Below are 16,228 nucleotides of genomic sequence, written 5' to 3'. Positions count from 1 at the left end.
TAGTATAAGAATGCATTAATGTACACGGCGATATAAGCCGACAACTTGTCCTAAAATCGAAACTTGGTCTACAATAATCGGTTCCATTGTAGCGTTCTCTGGCTGTAAGCGGAAATGATTTTTTTCTTTAAAGAAGCGTTTGACAGTTGCTTCATCTTCTTCGGTCATGGCTACGACGATATCACCGTTATCGGCTGTTGCCTTTTGCTTGACGATGACTAAGTCCCCGTCAAAAATTCCTGCCTCAATCATCGATTCACCCATGATTTCTAGCATAAATAACTGATCTTCGCTTGTCCCGTAAATATCCGGTAAAGGGAAATATTCATCGATATTTTCAATCGCTGTAATTGGAGATCCAGCAGTAACCTTCCCTACAAGTGGTACATGGATAACACTTTGCTTTTGAATCGAATCCTCAGGCTCTAAAATTTCAATTGCACGCGGTTTAGTAGGATCTCGTCGAATAAAGCCTTTTTGCTCTAAACGAGCTAAATGTCCATGAACTGTTGAGCTTGATGCAAGTCCAACTGCTTCACCAATCTCACGTACAGATGGTGGATAGCCCTTTGCGCGTACTTCTTCTTTGATAAACGCTAGTATGTCTTCTTGTCTTTTCGAAACTTTTTTCATGATTGCTCACCTCTTTTTTTCATATCATTCTTCTTACTAGATAGTATAGCAGAATGCGAACACTTATGCAAACATAGGTTCGAAAAGTGTTTGACAAAAACGTTTGTTCGCTTTATTATAAGAACATACATTCCGAACAAACATTCTAAAAAGGGGATATGATGCATGAATTGGTTTAAAAAAAATACACATATTTCAATTTTATTGGGCGTAATTTTCTTATTTGCAGGCTATCTTTTTATAACTGATCCTGGAGACATTACCTACACTGAAATTCATATAGAGCATGGCGATAGCTTATGGTCGTTAGCCGAACAATACCGTGGTAAAATGGGTACGGATGACTGGATTAACCTTGTGAAAGCCGAGAACGAATTACATAGCGTTAATATTGTTGCAGGGAAATCACTCGTTATACCCGTAGTGGGTGACAATAAGATGCCCACCAATTCTATTGAAATTGCGAGAAGTGGAAAATGATGAATAAAAAACGAACGGCTGTACTGTACTGCCGGGTTAGTACGGAAAAAGAGACCCAAAGTTCTTCATTAGAACGACAACAAGAAGAATTGCTGCGTTATGCCAAGGAACAAAACTATGAAGTGATACAGGTTTTTCAGGACAAACATAGTGGTTATGATGTGGAACGCGAAGGTTTACTGGAGATGCTCGATTTTATTAAAGAAAAAGAAATTCAAGCATTATTTGTGCAAGATGAAACACGTTTAGGGCGTGGGAATGCGCGAATGGCTGTACTCCATTTATTGCAAAAAACAGATACAGATGTTTTTTCGATGCGAGATGCGGGGCCTGTCCAATTAAATGAGATGGACACGATGTTGCTTGAAATATTAGCGATTGTAGAGGAGTATCAGCGTAAAATTCATAATGCGAAAATTCGCCGCGGTATGCGTCGGGCAGTAGAAAATGGCTATCGTCCAGAAAATAACTTGTCCAATCGTGGCAATCCAAATGGTCAGGAGCGCAAGGAAGTACCGGTAGAAGAAATTGTGAAGTTGCGAAATCGGGGCTTTACTTTTGAAGAAATAGCCATGACACTTAGAGGTCTTGGCTTCGAAGTTAGTAAGGCAACCGTACATAGGCGCTATCAAGAACATCAAGAAAGATTAGCAGGCAAATAATTTGCACTGCTAGTCTTTTTTTATTCTACTAACAGTCTTGAAGTGTAGTAGAGAGCTCAACTTTGCCATTCTTCCTGCAAAATAGCGTAATAGTACTCATCCCACCAATCGTCACCATGTGGTATACATTTTTTGAAAAATCCTTCACGACGCATGCCGATTTTTTCCATAACGCGATAAGAAGCGATATTTTCGGGCTGACATGTGGCGATGATTCGATGAAGCTTCATTTTCGTGAAGCCGTAATCTAATAGTGCTTGTGCTGCCTCCGACGCATAGCCTTTACGATAATACGCAGGATTTAACACCCATCCAATTTCATATGTATGTTCGCCAAAGTAAGGATGGAATACGAGATGACCGATAACCTGTGACTGCTCCTGTAAAACAATGGCGAAATGCTTTGCTTCATCACGATTATCTGATATAAATTTTTGCACTTGTTGTGCAGTTAAAACGCCTTCTGGCATATAGTGCATCACGGTTTGATCGGACATATAGTTAACAACAGCCTGCCAATCTTGTATTTCAAATTTTCGGATATGTAATCGCTGTGTTGTAATGTTCACCTTATTTCCCCCAATATGTGTTCTTTATTAATAGTTATACACTACTAACATTTGGAAGTCATGTAAATTGTGGCTAAGCTGTGTGATTAAGGGTTGGTATAACTGCATTTTAAGGGAAAGCATGCTATACTTTGCATACTGAAGTCATCAAGGTATTGAAAGGTGTGTAACGATGTTATCCAAAGAAAAAATTAATCGAATCAATGAATTAGCAGCAAAAGCTAAAGCGGGCAGTTTAACGGAAGAAGAAGCGAAAGAGCGTACATCCCTTCGCAAAGAATATTTAGATACATTTAGAGCAACGATGCGCAATACAATTGAAAATGTTAAAGTTGTCGATCAAGAAGGTAATGACGTAACGCCTGAGAAGGTAAAACAAGCGAAAAAAAATAAATTTCTAAATTAATATGACACATTTCATGCAGGATGTAAGCAAACACATTTCGCGTGGACATTTCACTATAGATTTCTAGCAAAATCCTTGCCATCACTGAAGAAGGTTTCTTTTTTATTTGTTAAACCTTCCTCCAAAATAGGCAGTAATTTTGTCGTTATTCTATCATTGCTATGTCTAAGTTACAGAATGATGATAAAGTATGTCATAAATCTCAAATAGTATAACAAAAGCATTGTTTTCTAGGACAATGTTGACTAAACTGTAGTAGAACAATATATAGGACGAGAAAGGATGTCACAACATAATGACTCAACATGCGGACCAACTAGCGATTAATGCTATCCGAACATTGTCAATTGATGCAATTGAAAAAGCAAATTCAGGTCACCCAGGCTTACCAATGGGGGCAGCGCCAATGGCTTATACGCTTTGGACAAAACAACTTCGCCATAATCCGGCAAATCCAAAATGGTATAACCGCGATCGTTTCGTACTTTCAGCAGGTCATGGCTCTATGCTTTTATATAGCCTACTTCACCTTGGCGGTTACGGCCTACCAATGGAAGAAATTCAAAACTTCCGTCAATGGGATTCATTAACTCCAGGACATCCAGAATACGGCCATACGGTTGGGGTAGAGGCAACAACAGGTCCACTTGGACAAGGAATTGCGATGACAGTTGGTATGGCAATGGCAGAGCGTCATTTAGCAGCGACTTATAATAAACCAGGACATGAAATTGTCAATCACTATACATTTGCGCTTTGTGGCGACGGCGACTTAATGGAAGGTGTTGCGGCTGAAGCGATTTCATTAGCTGGACATTTAAAACTTGAAAAATTAATCGTGTTATACGATTCAAATGATATTTCATTAGATGGTGATTTAGAAAAATCATTCTCAGAAAACGTACAAAAACGTTTTGAGTCATATGGCTGGAACTATTTAAAAGTGGCTGACGGTACAGATGTAGAAGCTGTTAACCAAGCTATTGAAGAAGCGAAAAAATCTACTGGTAAGCCAACATTGATTGAAGTGAAAACAGTCATCGGTTTCGGTTCACCAAACAAATCAGGAAAATCAGATTCTCACGGTGCGCCACTAGGTACAGATGAAGTTGTCTTAACAAAAGCGGCATACGAATGGACACATGAGCCATTCCAAATCCCATCTGAAGTATATGATACGTTTAATGCAGCAGCTGAAGTACAAGGTGCACAGCCGGAAGCAGCTTGGAATGCAAAATTTGAAGCTTACAAAGCAGAGTTCCCAGAATTAGCAGCTCAATTCGAAGATGCGATGAATGGTAAGCTACCAGAAGATTTCGCAGCAGAATTGCCAGTTTATGAAGCAGGTAAATCTGTAGCAACACGTTCATCTTCAGGCGATGCAATTAATGCGATTGCGAAGAAAACACCATCATTCTTCGGTGGTTCTGCTGACCTTGCAGGCTCAAATAAAACGACGATGAAGGGTGCAGGCGACTTCTCAGCGGATGACTATGCAGGTCGCAATATTTGGTTTGGTGTCCGTGAATTCGCTATGGGCGCAGCAATGAACGGTATGGCTCTTCACGGCGGTGTTAACGTCTTTGGCGGAACATTCTTCGTATTCTCTGATTATGTACGTCCAGCTGTACGTCTTTCTGCATTAATGGGTCTTCCTGTGACATATGTATTCACACATGACTCAATCGCTGTAGGGGAAGATGGTCCAACACATGAACCAATCGAGCATTTAGCTTCATTACGTGCAATGCCAAACCTTTCTGTTGTTCGTCCAGCAGATGCGAACGAATCAGCAGTAGCATGGGAGCTTGCAGTATCATCAGAAAAAACACCAACTGTATTAGTATTATCTCGTCAAAACTTACCAGTGCTTGACGCGTCAATCGAAACAGTTCGTGAAGGTGTAGCAAAAGGTGCTTACACTGTTTCACCTGCATCGAAAGAAGTAGCAGATGCTATTTTAATTGCAACAGGTTCTGAAGTTTCACTTGCAATTGAAGCGCAAAAAGCTTTAAAAGCTGAAGGTATGGACGTTGCAGTCGTATCAATGCCTTCAATGGATCGCTTTGAAAAACAAGATGCAGCATATAAAGAATCGGTTCTTCCAAAAGCTGTTACAAAACGTCTAGCAATCGAAATGGGTGCATCATTCGGTTGGCACAAATATACTGGCTTTGAAGGTGACGTTCTTGCAATCGACAAGTTCGGCGCTTCTGCTCCAGGTGAGTTAGTTATGGAAAAATACGGTTTCACTGTAGAAAACGTTGTAGCAAAAGTTAAAGCACTATAAGATTTGGCTTCCATAAAAAATACCGTAAGCTCTAATTAAGCGTTACGGTCAGACTGTAGACAAACTCGGAAATTTTCGAGGTTGTCTACAGTCCTTTTTTTATTTTAAAAATATATGTAGATGACAACTTTATCATAAAGCATAAAAAAATGTAAAAGGTGAGCTTAAATGATTAAAAAATACTTTTTTTCTTTTTTTGCTTTTTTATTTTTATTAGTGGGATGTTCAAATGAAGAAGTAAATATCGTCAAAAAACATGAAGTTATAGAAATTGGGATTGTAGGGGAAATACTTTCGTTAATTAAAGAAAACAATATAAAATTTAAAAAAATAATGTTACAAGATTTACATAAAAAAAATGAAGATTCTTTTGATGCTATCATGATTACGAAAGATTATTTACAAGAAGCTTCCGACGAACAATATACTCAATTTTATTTAAATTCCTCTATACCTATTGTATTTGTTCAGTCAGACAAAGCAATTTCAGCTTTTATTATTCCTAACCACACGTACGAAAATACATTTGAAAATCAAGCTCAAGATTATTTTATCGGTTAATATCAAGGTACTACTTTTGGCGTTGCTTTGAATGGAAATACAAATGAGGATTTAATAAAAGGTTATTGGAGTTTATTTGATTTATTAGATAGATTAAAACAAACAAATAATTAAAAAGAAACCGCAAGCTCCTATTGAGCGCTGCGGTATTTTTTGATCTTTTCGATGTTACGAATCGCCACTAAAACTCGGCGAACCGACACAAACCTGGCGACATTAATAAAAATTACTTTGCTAAACCATTTTGAAAGGCGTAGACGACAGCTTGTGTTCGATCTTGAACGTCTAGTTTGGCTAAAATATTGCTGACGTGGGTTTTCACTGTTTTTAAGGCGATGTATAAGTCATCCGCAATTTCTTGGTTTGCCTTGCCTTTTGCCATTAACAAAAGAACTTCCATTTCACGTTCAGTTAATTGCTCATAAAGGGGTGTATTTGTTCCATAGCGCATACGGTGCATCATTTTAGATGTGACTTCTGGCTCCAAAACAGTTTCTCCGCCCATTGTTTTACGAATGGCATCGGCAATTTGCTTAGCATTGGATGTTTTTAATATATAGCTAATCGCACCAGCCTCTAAAGCGGGATACACTTTATCGTCATCTAAAAAGCTTGTGACCATCATAATTTTCGCTTCTGGCCAAGCTTCAAGTATTTTAACAGTTGCTTCAGCTCCGGTCATCACAGGCATGACATTGTCCATTAAAATAATATCAGGACGAAGGGCGAGCGCACGTTCAACAGCTTCGACGCCATTTTCAGCTTCCCCCACAACAGTAATATCAGGCTGTGCTGACAGGTAGGCAGATACGCCAATTCGTACCATCTCGTGGTCATCCACTATTAATACTTGAATCAACTTCAACAACCTCCTTCTGTAGCGGAACTTTTACCTCCACTATTGTACCTTCTCCAGGCACCGAAACAATTTTATACCTACAACCAATTTCCACGGCTCGCTCAGCGATATTTTGTAAACCGTAGGAAGTCGATTTATCAGCCTCTACATCAAAGCCAAGACCATTATCTTGAATGCGTAAAATAGCAAGATTGTCTCGGGCAACAAGAAGTAGTTCAACTTCTGTTGCTTTAGAATGGCGCAATGTATTGGATAATGCTTCTTGAGCAATACGGAACAGGTGATCTTCCTCAGCCTTTGTTAAAGCTATTTCTTCTAGTTCATATTCTATATGAAAATATACTTTTTGTTGTAGTTCAATAATCAATTCCTCTAAGCCTTGGGCGAGGGTTTTATTGTGCAGTGCAACAGGGCGTAAATGCAATAATAATGCGCGCATTTCTAGCTGGGCCTGCTGTACAATTTTTTCTACTTGCTTTAAACTTTTGGCATTTTCATCGCTTTCCGTTAAGGCAGAAAGTAACATTGAAGCGGCAAATAATTGTTGTGAAACCGAGTCATGGAGCTCACGTGCAAGTCGTTGACGTTCGGCAATAATGCGCTCTTGAATCACTTTATCATTGGCTTCTGCTCGTTCATTGGAAAGGCGCTGTAAGCTTTTTCGCTGAGTATCAATCAATTCGCTCGTTTGAACAAGTGCTTTTTTCAGTGGCTTCGGTAGTGCATGTTTTTTAGGTAGAACAAAATCCGGCTCGATTAATTCTTTTACAAAGCGAGTTGCTTGCGCCTCACGCGCGCGTGCAGTCATGCTAATCCAGCTTGCAATAAAGAAACTAAGCGCAAAGAGACTGATTAAAATTATGCCACCTAATGGAATATTATCATAGTCTTGTTGCCACAAAGGTTCCCATACTTTTTCATTTGGTTCACCCCAAATCGCAAAAAGGAGACCGAATGCCGCGCCAATCAATATGAAAAATATAGAGAAAGCTCTAGAAAGAAAGGCAATCATTTACGTAGCACCTCCAAATCTCCTAGCCATGTAGCGACGTGAATGACGAGGGTACGTTTTGCATCCTCAGGGTTGCCATCTGAGAACACGATACTTTCATTCAGAAGCCGCTGTGGATGTCCTTGCAAACATGTAAAGTCTCCGAATAGCGTTGTGTAGTGTAAGCGAAAAGGAATTTCATAAGGGACATAAATCTGTACTTTACCAATGCCTTGTCGAATCGTAACGAGACTTGGGCCAGCAGGTAAAACTGTTTGCGTTGTATCGATTGTAATGTCACCAGCGAGTCGTTGAATTTGTACATCTTGCCATTTGTAAGCATCTTCAGGCGCAGGTATTGTACCGAATAGTTCGTTTTTAGTTGCCGGTAACTTATCAAATTCCAATGTGACGATTTTCGGTTCGTTTTCTCGTTGTAAGTATTGATAGAGCATGTATAAGAGCAGTATGACGATAAATAGTCGCAAACTCCACATCGTAAAGAGAGCAATTGCAATAAAGAAAATTCCTGTCCATTTTAAAAATCGCTTGTTTTTTGAAAAGCTTAAATAGAGCAGGACAGCACCGATTAATAAACAAAAAGCACCGCCGTTATTGAAAATAGTAAGCTCTACAAATACGAGTAAAAAGAAGCATAGTACCCAAAATGTGAGTTTATTAGTTGTGAAGTTTTGCAAAAGGGTCACCTTTCTTTCTACTATGTAATATTTTACAACAAGAAATAATGCGCCGCTTTTAGTGGCGCATTTCTTTCTATTATAACATGTTATTTCTTTTCAATGAGTAGTGGTGAAACAGCTTCAGTTGAATTTTTTTCAAGCGCTGCTAGGCGTGCTTCGAAAGTTGTTACCTCGTGATCTTTGTCAATACGGTGGGCAAGTTTTTCGATATAGGATTCTAAATCTTCGAAATTCGTTTTATTGTTGTTTGCAATCATGCCGTCCATTTGATGGTGAGCGCGCGTCACATTTTCTTTGCCCATTAGCTGTAATTGACGAACTTTCATATCTTTAATTTTGTGCTTCATTGTTTCAAATTTGCGTTCAAGTTCAAAATATTCACGCGTGTTCACTTCGATACTTGTCTGTAATGTATGGTTACGAGCTGTATAGGCTGCTACTTCGTCGGAAGCAAAATCAATTAAATCTTGCTCGCCACTCGCAAGTGCTAATTGAAGTTGTGCTTCACGTTTTGCTAGTAAATCAGCATTTTGTTTAAGCTCCAGTTCCATTTTTTCTTTTAGTTTGCCCTGGCGCTCTAATAATGTACCCGTTTGCTCAGTTTGTTTTTCAGCCTCGCGAATGTATTGATTTAACATCGCAATAGGATTTTTTTGTTCCTTTTTATCAAATAATTGATGTAAGTCTGCCTCAATTGTGTATCTAAAACGTTGTAATAAGTTCATTTTTAGTTCGCTCCTTTTATTTTGTTAAGTTTGACCATTCTTTTTCAAAGTTTGTAAACGGATCTTCTTCTTTCGCTTCAATTGTTGGGATGTTCACTTTTTCGCCATTCCATTTTTTATAAATCACATAAATAATGGCGATTGCTGCAAGACCAATCATTGCTGGAATATTAGAGATAGCCGATAGTACTCCGATTAAACCAACTGTAAACCAAATAATTTTTGCAAATGTCGATTTACTACCAATATAGAAGTGCATGCCTAGTGCAACGAATGCAACTGAAAATACTAGGCCAGTAATTGGTCCGATTAAGGCAAGTGCGACACATGCTGCAATAATACCTCCAGTTAATAAAAGAAATTTTTTCATATGTTTTAGCTCCTTTCGTTTGTACCTTTATGTTACCTGCTTACGAGAACATCTAAAACGGACTGGAAATGGATTTTCCTCTAGGTCTTGAGGCGGAGCAGTTATTTTTTAAGCTGAAAGTAGAAGGTTTTCGACAAAAATAGAAGATGGTTGCCTCCTTCGTTTGACAAATTAACTAGAGACAATCCGCTATACTTACGTTAAAGAAACTGAGCGAAGGGGGATTTCTGGTGAGAACCTATTCCATATATAAAATAAAAGAAGAGCATTTAACGTTTATTTTCGGCAGAGAGCGTAAGTTGTTAGAGATGATGCAAGGCTGTGAAGATGCCAATGAGAAATCCTTAAAAGAACTCGCGTATATATGTGAAACTGTTCGCTTCGATGACATTGCCATCATGTTAGAAGCACAGCTAGACTCCAAATATGCACATTTAGAAAGAGCGCGTAATGCTTTATTTTTAGAACATCCGATAAAAGGGAAAATGGCGATTTATCTAGTAGATCGTAAAATTTGTGTCTATTGCGAAGGCTCGCGCATGCTTGATTTGGACTTATTTCAAATGCTAGCCAAGATGAGTGAGCGTTTTATTGCCTTTAATAAACAAGATAATGAGTGTGGTTGGCTAAAGCCGATGAAGTATACAATGCACTAGGATTTTTCACTATAATATATAGTAACACGCTAGAATTTGGTGTATAATGGAGCGTGGAGAGTTTTTTTCTCGGTATATTGTAGTGGAGGAGGTTGGTTGTATGCCTACATGGGGCTGGATTATTATTGTAATTATCGCATTAGCAGCTGGTGCAGCACTTGGTTTCTACTTTGCACGTCAAGCTATGATGAAATATTTAAAAGAGAACCCACCAATTAACGAACAAATGATTCGAATGATGATGGCACAAATGGGTCGTACGCCGTCTGAAAAGCAAGTACGCCAAATGATGACGCAAATGAACAAATTCCAAAAATAATTGGAATTTTTAAGGAGCAACTGGTTTAGGTAACCGGTTGCTTTTTTCGTTTTTTTTTAAAAGGAAGTGACTTAGTTAAATTAGCAGAGTTCGTCGCTGATAAATCTAGATTTAATCTATTTTAAGTGAATTCCTCCATTATTAAATTTATAATTATTGTTAATCTAACATAAAATGGTTGGTTGTTTATGAAAGAAGGGGAAAATGATGAAGGCTAATGCAGATGTTTTAATCGTAATAGATTTACAAAATGGTGTATGTTTCAGTGGAGAGCATTTATTTGCTTTACAAAATTTACTCACTAAAGTAAATAATCGAATTGCACTATATCGAGAACACCAAAAACCAATTATTTTTGTTCAACATTGTGACGAAGAACTAGTACCTGAAGAGGAAAATTGGGCAATTCATGCCGAGCTAAATGTACATGAACAAGATTATTTGGTCAGAAAAGAACATGCCAATTCCTTTTACAAAACAAACTTACAAACGATTTTAGAGCAATTAGCAGTGCAACGCATAGAATTTTGCGGCGCTCAAACAGAATACTGCATGGATGCAACGATTAAATTTGCCCATGGTTTAGGATACGAAAACTTGATGGTTCGTCATGCTACTTCTACGATAAATAATCCTTTTATGACAGCAAGAGAGACAATAGATTTTTACGAAAATATATGGAACAACAGATTTTTGAGATTTATAGAAAAATAAGAAAATAGAAGAAACTGGTGACTTGCCTGCTTGAAACGTCAACTTGCCTTGGTAGCTGCATAAACCAAAGTAACTGACGATAAAAATATTACTTAAACATTAGCGAGAACTCTGTACATGTAAAGGATGGTGACAACAATGAATTTTTTCTTACAGTTTGTTGTTGTGTTGCTGTTTGTTTCGTTCTTTCACTTTATTAATCAAATGTTATTACTGAAAAAGAACGATTTTAAATTACAATGGAAGTCAGTGTTAATACTAATCTCAATGAGTGTTGTGATTACATTGCTTTTAAACATACCGAGCCGTGTTCAAGACTTTGAATTTCCATTGTAGAAGCCGCAATACACCAGCAAAAATAAATTTCAGCGGGAAGACAAAACGAAATGGGCGTTTTGTCTTCTTTTTTAGTAAATTCGCACCTAAATTATCATTCTATTTCAAAAATTTACACATTTCATAGAAAACTAGGTATAATAGTTAGTATTGTCAGAAAAGGAGCTGTTAGCAATGGAACGCGAAAAAACAAATGTCGAGAGTTTTGATTTAGATCATACGAAAGTGAAAGCCCCTTATGTTCGTTTAGCGGGTGTGAAAGTGGGGAAAAATGGCGATGAAGTTTATAAGTACGACATTCGCTTAAAACAGCCTAACAAAGAGCATATGGAAATGCCAGCACTCCATTCTTTGGAGCATTTATCTGCAGATATTATCCGCAATTATTCAGATCACATCGTTGACTTTAGTCCAATGGGTTGTCAAACAGGGTTTTATGTATCGTTGATTAATCATAATGATTATGATGAATTGCTGACGATTTTAGAAAAAACTTTTACAGATGTAACGAAGGCAACGGCTGTTCCAGCATGCAACGAAGTGCAATGTGGCTGGGCTGCAAGTCATAGTCTTGAAGGCGCACAGGCGCTGGCAAAAGAATTTTTAGCGAAGCGAGACGAATGGCATATTGTTTTTGCAGAATAATAAAAAACCTTGCAAGTTGTCAAAGCTTGCAAGGTTTTTTCACTTATCGAAAGTGAAAAGGAATCACATTGGATGATGAAGCATTATGATTGATTTTTTCATAAATAAAACTTTCTAAAAAGTCATGTATGAGATCTTCATATTCAGCCATATTTTCATTAAAGGATTGAGCATGCGCCCCTTTTTCAAAAAGCTTCAATTTCTTAGGTCCATTTTTTTTATTGTATAAATCGAGTGACATTGAAGCAGGTATAAATGTATCAGGAATACTGTGAATAAAGAGAATCGGTTTTTCAATATGGGTCACAGCTTCAGAGGGCGTTACACTCTTAAATGAATAGCCATCGCGTAACCGGATAAAGAAATCTGCGAAACGAATCGGAATAATGGAGCCATATTTAAATTCGGTCTTGGCGATTTGCTTAAGCAGCATTGAGAAATCCGAAAAGGCACAATCTGCAATATAAAAATCAGCGCCATCTTCAACCGTTCCTGCGTACAAAAGCATGGTTGCAGCACCCATTGACTCCCCATGGATGCCGAGCAAGGCATTTTCACCAATCATCGCTTTCACTGTTTTTACAACAGCATCTAAATCATTTTTTTCATAATAGCCATAGCTAGTCGTTTTGCCACCGGAATCGCCATGTCTTCGATGGTCAAAAATAACAGAATTGTATCCTAACCGTTCAAAAAGACGAGCATATTTGACCGAGTTAATTTTATTTTCTGTAACACCGTGACAAATAATCATTGTATTGTTTGTTTGTAATGGTTGAAACATAATGCCGTGAATGGAATAACCATTGGGAGAGTCAATATTTAATTCACATTTAAAATTTTTATTGTACCAAGCTTCGTCAAAGCGTTTGGCAGTTGTCTCACGTTCACGAATAAATTCGGGATCTTTTTTTTGAATGTACATTAATTTATTGGAAAGCGCAAAGCCGAACAGCCCCGTTGCTGCAGCAGCAAGCGTCGTTGTAATACCTGAAAATAAAAGCACTTTCTTTTTCATCTTCTACACCTCCACGCCCTATTTCTTTTCATGTCTAGGCATTGTACTTAACTGATCGTAAGCCAATGCACATTTCTTATTTGTAATGTTCCCAACTACGTTTGTTTAAAACACGACAACATTTTACAACAACTTTTGAAAAACTGCGATTATTTCTGTTATCGAAAATCGTCTAAACATTTGTTAAAATATACATATCTGCTAGTAGCATATGCATGCAGTGTTGATTTTTGAACGGGGAAAAGGGGAGAATGGTTATGACAAACGAGGTAGTGATTGTTAGTGCCGTGCGTACGGCAATCGGTTCATTCCGAGGAACATTAAAAGATGTACCAGCAACAACTCTTGGAAGTATCGTTATTAAAGAAGCATTAGCACGTGCTGGTGTAGCAGGTGAACAAGTTGATGAAGTCATTATGGGGAATGTTTTATCGGCAGGTCTTGGACAAAATCCAGCTCGACAAGCATCGATTGCTGCAGGACTTCCGAACACAGTGCCAGCTTTAACAATTAATAAAGTATGTGGCTCAGGTTTAAAAGCAGTGCATTTAGCAACACAAGCAATTATTGCTGGCGATGCAGATATCATCGTGGCAGGCGGTTTCGAAAATATGAGCCAAGCGCCTTATGTATTAAAAAATGCACGTGAAGGCTTCCGCATGGGCGATCAAAAAGTTGTGGATACGATGATTCATGATGGCTTATGGTGTGCATTTAATGACTATCATATGGGGATTACTGCCGAAAATTTATGTGATGCGTATGAAATTTCACGTGAGGAGCAAGATGCTTTTGCTGCGCGATCACAGCAACGTGCAGAAGCGGCGATTGCAGCAGGGAAATTTAATAATGAAATCGTGGCTGTGGAAATCCCACAACGTAAAGGCGAGTCGATTATTTTTGACCAAGATGAATTTCCACGTGCAGGGGTTACGGCGGAATCATTAGCAAAGCTGCGTCCAGCCTTTAAAAAGGACGGCTCTGTAACTGCAGCGAACGCTTCAGGTATTAACGATGGAGCAGCAGCGGTGGTTGTTATGTCAAAAGCGAAGGCTATCGAGTTAGGTATTCAGCCAATGGCGCTTATTTCAGCCAATGCGAGCGCAGGTGTAGATCCATCGATTATGGGAACTGGGCCGGTCACAGCGGTGAAGAAAGCATTAGCGAAGGCGGATGTTTCGCTAGTAGATATAGATTTAATTGAAGCAAATGAAGCATTTGCAGCACAATCGATTGCTGTCGATCGCGAACTAGGCTTTAATCATGATAAACTAAATGTAAATGGGGGAGCAATTGCCCTTGGTCATCCAATTGGAGCAAGTGGGGCACGAATTTTAGTGACACTGTTACATGAGATGGAAAAACGTGATGCAAAAACAGGCCTTGCTACATTATGCATCGGTGGGGGACAAGGCGTAGCAACAGTTGTTCAACGCCCTTAAAGTTAGTAAGAAGGTGAAAGTAATGGGAAAAAAACGAAAACAACAGCAACGTGTTGACGCTGGGATTTCTGCTAGTTTACCAAAGCAGGAGGCTGTTACATTAGCAGATCAGCTTGCTGGCGATGTGTTAGCGAAGTTAAAAGCTGCGAAACAAGATTTGTCAGCGAAAGAGCAAGCGGCAGAGGAAGAGCGTCAAGCACAGTTAGCTTTTGAGCGTAAGCAACGTGAGAAAAACAAAACGTTCGAAGAATTATTGAACGAATACGGTGACAAAGGCTCGAAATTTTAAGTTTGATAGAAACAGTGAATCTCTTGGAATGAGATTCACTGTTTTTTTGTTAATTTTGATTTAGAATGCTTTGACGCCACTATCCACGAGAGAATCGCCACAAACTCTTAGGAAATTGTTGATAAAAACAAAATTTTATTTTCTAAGCGACCGTAGTTTCTTTACGACTACGGCAATGCTAATAAATACAATAGCGCCTGCTGTATCTACTAGGACATCTTGTCCGCTCATGGTACGTCCAGGTGTAAAGCTTTGTCGAAATTCATCTAGCGTGGCAATGATGGCCGTAATGGCAATGGCTATACGCGCAGCGAATCGACGTTTACTTAACGCAAAATAAATCCCCAGTGCAATACAACCAAATCCTACAAAATGCGTAAATTTTCGAATTAGAAATTCTACAAATTTAAAGTAGCCTCGCTCTTCTATAGAAACGACTGTATCCCAATAGGGAATTTTTAAAACGGACAGTTGTTTTTCAAAAGGCTTATGCGCTAATAGTTCCTCTAGTTCAGGAATAATCGACTGTTGTTCATAAGTCATGCTAGAGGATATTGCAAGAATGATTAAAAATAAAAGTAAAACGAACCATTTTTTCATCGGTGGTCAACGTATTGGTCTGCTTTAGTCAGAGCGTTCGCTACTTCAAAATTAGTAATTGCATTTGTTTTTTCATACGCAGTAAGTGTTTGGGCGAGTTGCTCCTGCGAACTAGCACCAATCACCGTTGAAGCTATAGTGGGCTCCTTCAAATTAAAGGCTAGCCCTAATGCATGTAAATCTTCATAGTGTTTGGCTAAGTTTGTTAATGTTGTTGTTAATTCATCTACAGTGTATGTTTGATAGCCATTGACCTGTTGCAAACGTTCTTTCCAATTATTTGTTAATAATCCTTTTGCGATGGTGCCGCGTGTTACGACCGAAGCCCCCTCACTAGCTATAAAATCTAACCATTCTTCTGGGCGACGATCTAACGCACTATATTGCATCATGACACTTTTTGCCGAGCTAGCAGGTAAAAAACGTTTCAGTACATTTGGTCGAATTGAGGATATGCCGTATTCTCGAATGACACCGTCTTTTTTTAAGTTGTCAAATGTGTCGATAATACCGTCCCAGTCATCCTCTATTGTGCCACCATGTAGTTGATAGACATCAATGTAATCTGTACCGAGTCTTTTTAGGCTTTTATGAACAGCTTCTTTAATATATGTAGGGGAGGCATCCCACTGCCAGCCGTCCACCCCTTCTGTCCAACGATTCCCCACTTTCGTTGCGATAATCAGGTCTTGTCGACGTTTACCCAAAACTGTACCGATAATTTCTTCATTGGCACCTAAATCATATAAATCAGCCGTATCAATGTAGTTAATGCCCGCATCTAACGCCATATCAAGTATGGCTGCTGCCTTATGTTTATCTGTCGAAAGAGACATACCTCCTAAACTAATCTCTGAAATAAATAAATGACTTGAGCCAAGTTGTCTTTTTTTCATGCGAATGCCCGTTGCCAAAAATTTATAAAAATCTATAAATCTTGTTTTATTCTTGCTTCTACGTGT

The 16,228-nt window shown here is 38.6% G+C and carries 21 protein-coding genes; 11 read left to right on the top strand and 10 right to left on the bottom strand.

Annotated features, from left to right (window positions below; all coding sequences use genetic code 11):
• Positions 1-15 precede the first annotated feature (15 nt).
• Positions 16-633, bottom strand: coding sequence for a transcriptional repressor LexA (lexA, locus tag FC748_RS11280; protein WP_024361531.1), 618 nt, complete (start codon positions 631-633; stop codon positions 16-18).
• Between the two features lie 165 nt (positions 634-798).
• Here lexA and yneA point away from each other — a divergent pair, with 165 nt between their 5' ends.
• Both yneA and FC748_RS11270 read left to right on the top strand, forming a co-directional pair.
• Positions 799-1,113: a cell division suppressor protein YneA gene (gene yneA / locus FC748_RS11275; RefSeq protein ID WP_024361530.1), complete on the top strand. Its 315-nt coding sequence runs from the start codon at positions 799-801 to the stop codon at positions 1,111-1,113.
• A complete protein-coding gene (locus FC748_RS11270; RefSeq protein WP_024361529.1) occupies positions 1,113-1,775 on the top strand; it encodes a YneB family resolvase-like protein in 663 nt (220 codons plus the stop codon). Before yneA ends, FC748_RS11270 begins: the two co-directional genes overlap by 1 nt.
• A gap of 56 nt (positions 1,776-1,831) precedes the next feature.
• Here FC748_RS11270 and FC748_RS11265 read toward each other — a convergent pair whose 3' ends face one another.
• Positions 1,832-2,344 (bottom strand): GNAT family N-acetyltransferase, encoded by a 513-nt coding sequence (locus tag FC748_RS11265; RefSeq protein ID WP_024361528.1) that lies wholly within the window; start codon positions 2,342-2,344, stop codon positions 1,832-1,834.
• 172 nt (positions 2,345-2,516) lie between these two features.
• On the opposite strand from FC748_RS11265, the gene FC748_RS11260 reads away from it, so the two are divergent.
• The 3 genes from FC748_RS11260 (at position 2,517) to FC748_RS11250 (ending at position 5,601) form a co-directional block, all read left to right on the top strand.
• Positions 2,517-2,750, top strand: a complete 234-nt coding sequence (locus FC748_RS11260; RefSeq protein ID WP_024361527.1) for a DUF896 domain-containing protein — start codon at positions 2,517-2,519, stop codon at positions 2,748-2,750.
• Between the two features lie 295 nt (positions 2,751-3,045).
• Complete coding sequence (gene tkt / locus FC748_RS11255; protein WP_108029596.1) at positions 3,046-5,040, top strand: transketolase; 1,995 nt, start codon at positions 3,046-3,048, stop codon at positions 5,038-5,040.
• A gap of 168 nt (positions 5,041-5,208) precedes the next feature.
• The gene (locus FC748_RS11250; protein ID WP_108029597.1) at positions 5,209-5,601 is read left to right on the top strand and encodes a hypothetical protein; all 393 of its coding nucleotides are present in this window, start codon (positions 5,209-5,211) and stop codon (positions 5,599-5,601) included.
• 226 nt (positions 5,602-5,827) lie between these two features.
• On the opposite strand, the gene FC748_RS11245 is transcribed toward FC748_RS11250, so the two are convergent.
• The 5 genes from FC748_RS11245 to FC748_RS11225 form a co-directional block, all read right to left on the bottom strand.
• Complete coding sequence (locus tag FC748_RS11245) at positions 5,828-6,460, bottom strand: response regulator transcription factor (protein WP_024361524.1); 633 nt, start codon at positions 6,458-6,460, stop codon at positions 5,828-5,830.
• Positions 6,435-7,472 carry a sensor histidine kinase gene (locus tag FC748_RS11240; protein WP_025218886.1) on the bottom strand — a complete coding sequence of 346 codons (1,038 nt, stop codon included), beginning with the start codon at positions 7,470-7,472 and terminating at the stop codon, positions 6,435-6,437. Before FC748_RS11240 ends, FC748_RS11245 begins: the two co-directional genes overlap by 26 nt.
• Complete coding sequence (liaF, locus tag FC748_RS11235; protein ID WP_233433805.1) at positions 7,469-8,158, bottom strand: cell wall-active antibiotics response protein LiaF; 690 nt, start codon at positions 8,156-8,158, stop codon at positions 7,469-7,471. Before liaF ends, FC748_RS11240 begins: the two co-directional genes overlap by 4 nt.
• Positions 8,159-8,238: 80 nt before the next feature.
• Positions 8,239-8,877: a PspA/IM30 family protein gene (locus tag FC748_RS11230; protein WP_024361521.1), complete on the bottom strand. Its 639-nt coding sequence runs from the start codon at positions 8,875-8,877 to the stop codon at positions 8,239-8,241.
• A 16-nt stretch (positions 8,878-8,893) separates the two neighbouring features.
• Positions 8,894-9,247, bottom strand: coding sequence for a lmo0954 family membrane protein (locus FC748_RS11225; protein WP_024361520.1), 354 nt, complete (start codon positions 9,245-9,247; stop codon positions 8,894-8,896).
• 230 nt (positions 9,248-9,477) lie between these two features.
• Here FC748_RS11225 and sirA point away from each other — a divergent pair, with 230 nt between their 5' ends.
• From sirA to FC748_RS11200, 4 genes are all read left to right on the top strand, one after another.
• Positions 9,478-9,903, top strand: a complete 426-nt coding sequence (gene sirA / locus FC748_RS11220; RefSeq protein WP_024361519.1) for a sporulation inhibitor of replication protein SirA — start codon at positions 9,478-9,480, stop codon at positions 9,901-9,903.
• A 100-nt stretch (positions 9,904-10,003) separates the two neighbouring features.
• The gene (locus tag FC748_RS11215) at positions 10,004-10,222 is read left to right on the top strand and encodes a YneF family protein (protein WP_024361518.1); all 219 of its coding nucleotides are present in this window, start codon (positions 10,004-10,006) and stop codon (positions 10,220-10,222) included.
• Between the two features lie 207 nt (positions 10,223-10,429).
• A complete protein-coding gene (locus FC748_RS11210; RefSeq protein ID WP_108029598.1) occupies positions 10,430-10,936 on the top strand; it encodes a cysteine hydrolase family protein in 507 nt (168 codons plus the stop codon).
• Positions 10,937-11,446: 510 nt separating this feature from the next.
• Complete coding sequence (locus tag FC748_RS11200; RefSeq protein WP_024361515.1) at positions 11,447-11,917, top strand: S-ribosylhomocysteine lyase; 471 nt, start codon at positions 11,447-11,449, stop codon at positions 11,915-11,917.
• Positions 11,918-11,960: 43 nt separating this feature from the next.
• Here FC748_RS11200 and FC748_RS11195 read toward each other — a convergent pair whose 3' ends face one another.
• The gene (locus FC748_RS11195) at positions 11,961-12,935 is read right to left on the bottom strand and encodes an alpha/beta hydrolase (RefSeq protein WP_108029600.1); all 975 of its coding nucleotides are present in this window, start codon (positions 12,933-12,935) and stop codon (positions 11,961-11,963) included.
• Positions 12,936-13,192: 257 nt separating this feature from the next.
• On the opposite strand from FC748_RS11195, the gene FC748_RS11190 reads away from it, so the two are divergent.
• On the top strand, positions 13,193-14,377 hold the full coding sequence (locus tag FC748_RS11190) for an acetyl-CoA C-acetyltransferase (RefSeq protein WP_024361513.1): 1,185 nt from the start codon (positions 13,193-13,195) through the stop codon (positions 14,375-14,377).
• 22 nt (positions 14,378-14,399) lie between these two features.
• The gene (locus FC748_RS11185; RefSeq protein ID WP_024361512.1) at positions 14,400-14,666 is read left to right on the top strand and encodes a YqkE family protein; all 267 of its coding nucleotides are present in this window, start codon (positions 14,400-14,402) and stop codon (positions 14,664-14,666) included.
• A gap of 135 nt (positions 14,667-14,801) precedes the next feature.
• Here the strand turns inward: FC748_RS11185 and FC748_RS11180 are convergent, their stop codons facing one another.
• Positions 14,802-15,266: a VanZ family protein gene (locus tag FC748_RS11180; RefSeq protein ID WP_108029601.1), complete on the bottom strand. Its 465-nt coding sequence runs from the start codon at positions 15,264-15,266 to the stop codon at positions 14,802-14,804.
• Complete coding sequence (locus tag FC748_RS11175; RefSeq protein ID WP_108029698.1) at positions 15,263-16,162, bottom strand: aldo/keto reductase; 900 nt, start codon at positions 16,160-16,162, stop codon at positions 15,263-15,265. The genes FC748_RS11180 and FC748_RS11175 overlap by 4 nt, the downstream gene beginning before the upstream one ends.
• Positions 16,163-16,228 lie beyond the last annotated feature (66 nt).

It is taken from the genome of Lysinibacillus sphaericus, from assembly GCF_005217585.1.
GTDB classification, from domain to species: Bacteria; Bacillota; Bacilli; order Bacillales_A; family Planococcaceae; genus Lysinibacillus; species Lysinibacillus sphaericus.
The sequence above is the reverse complement of the archived record's forward strand: the minus strand, read 5'-3'. Positions and strand labels throughout refer to the sequence as shown.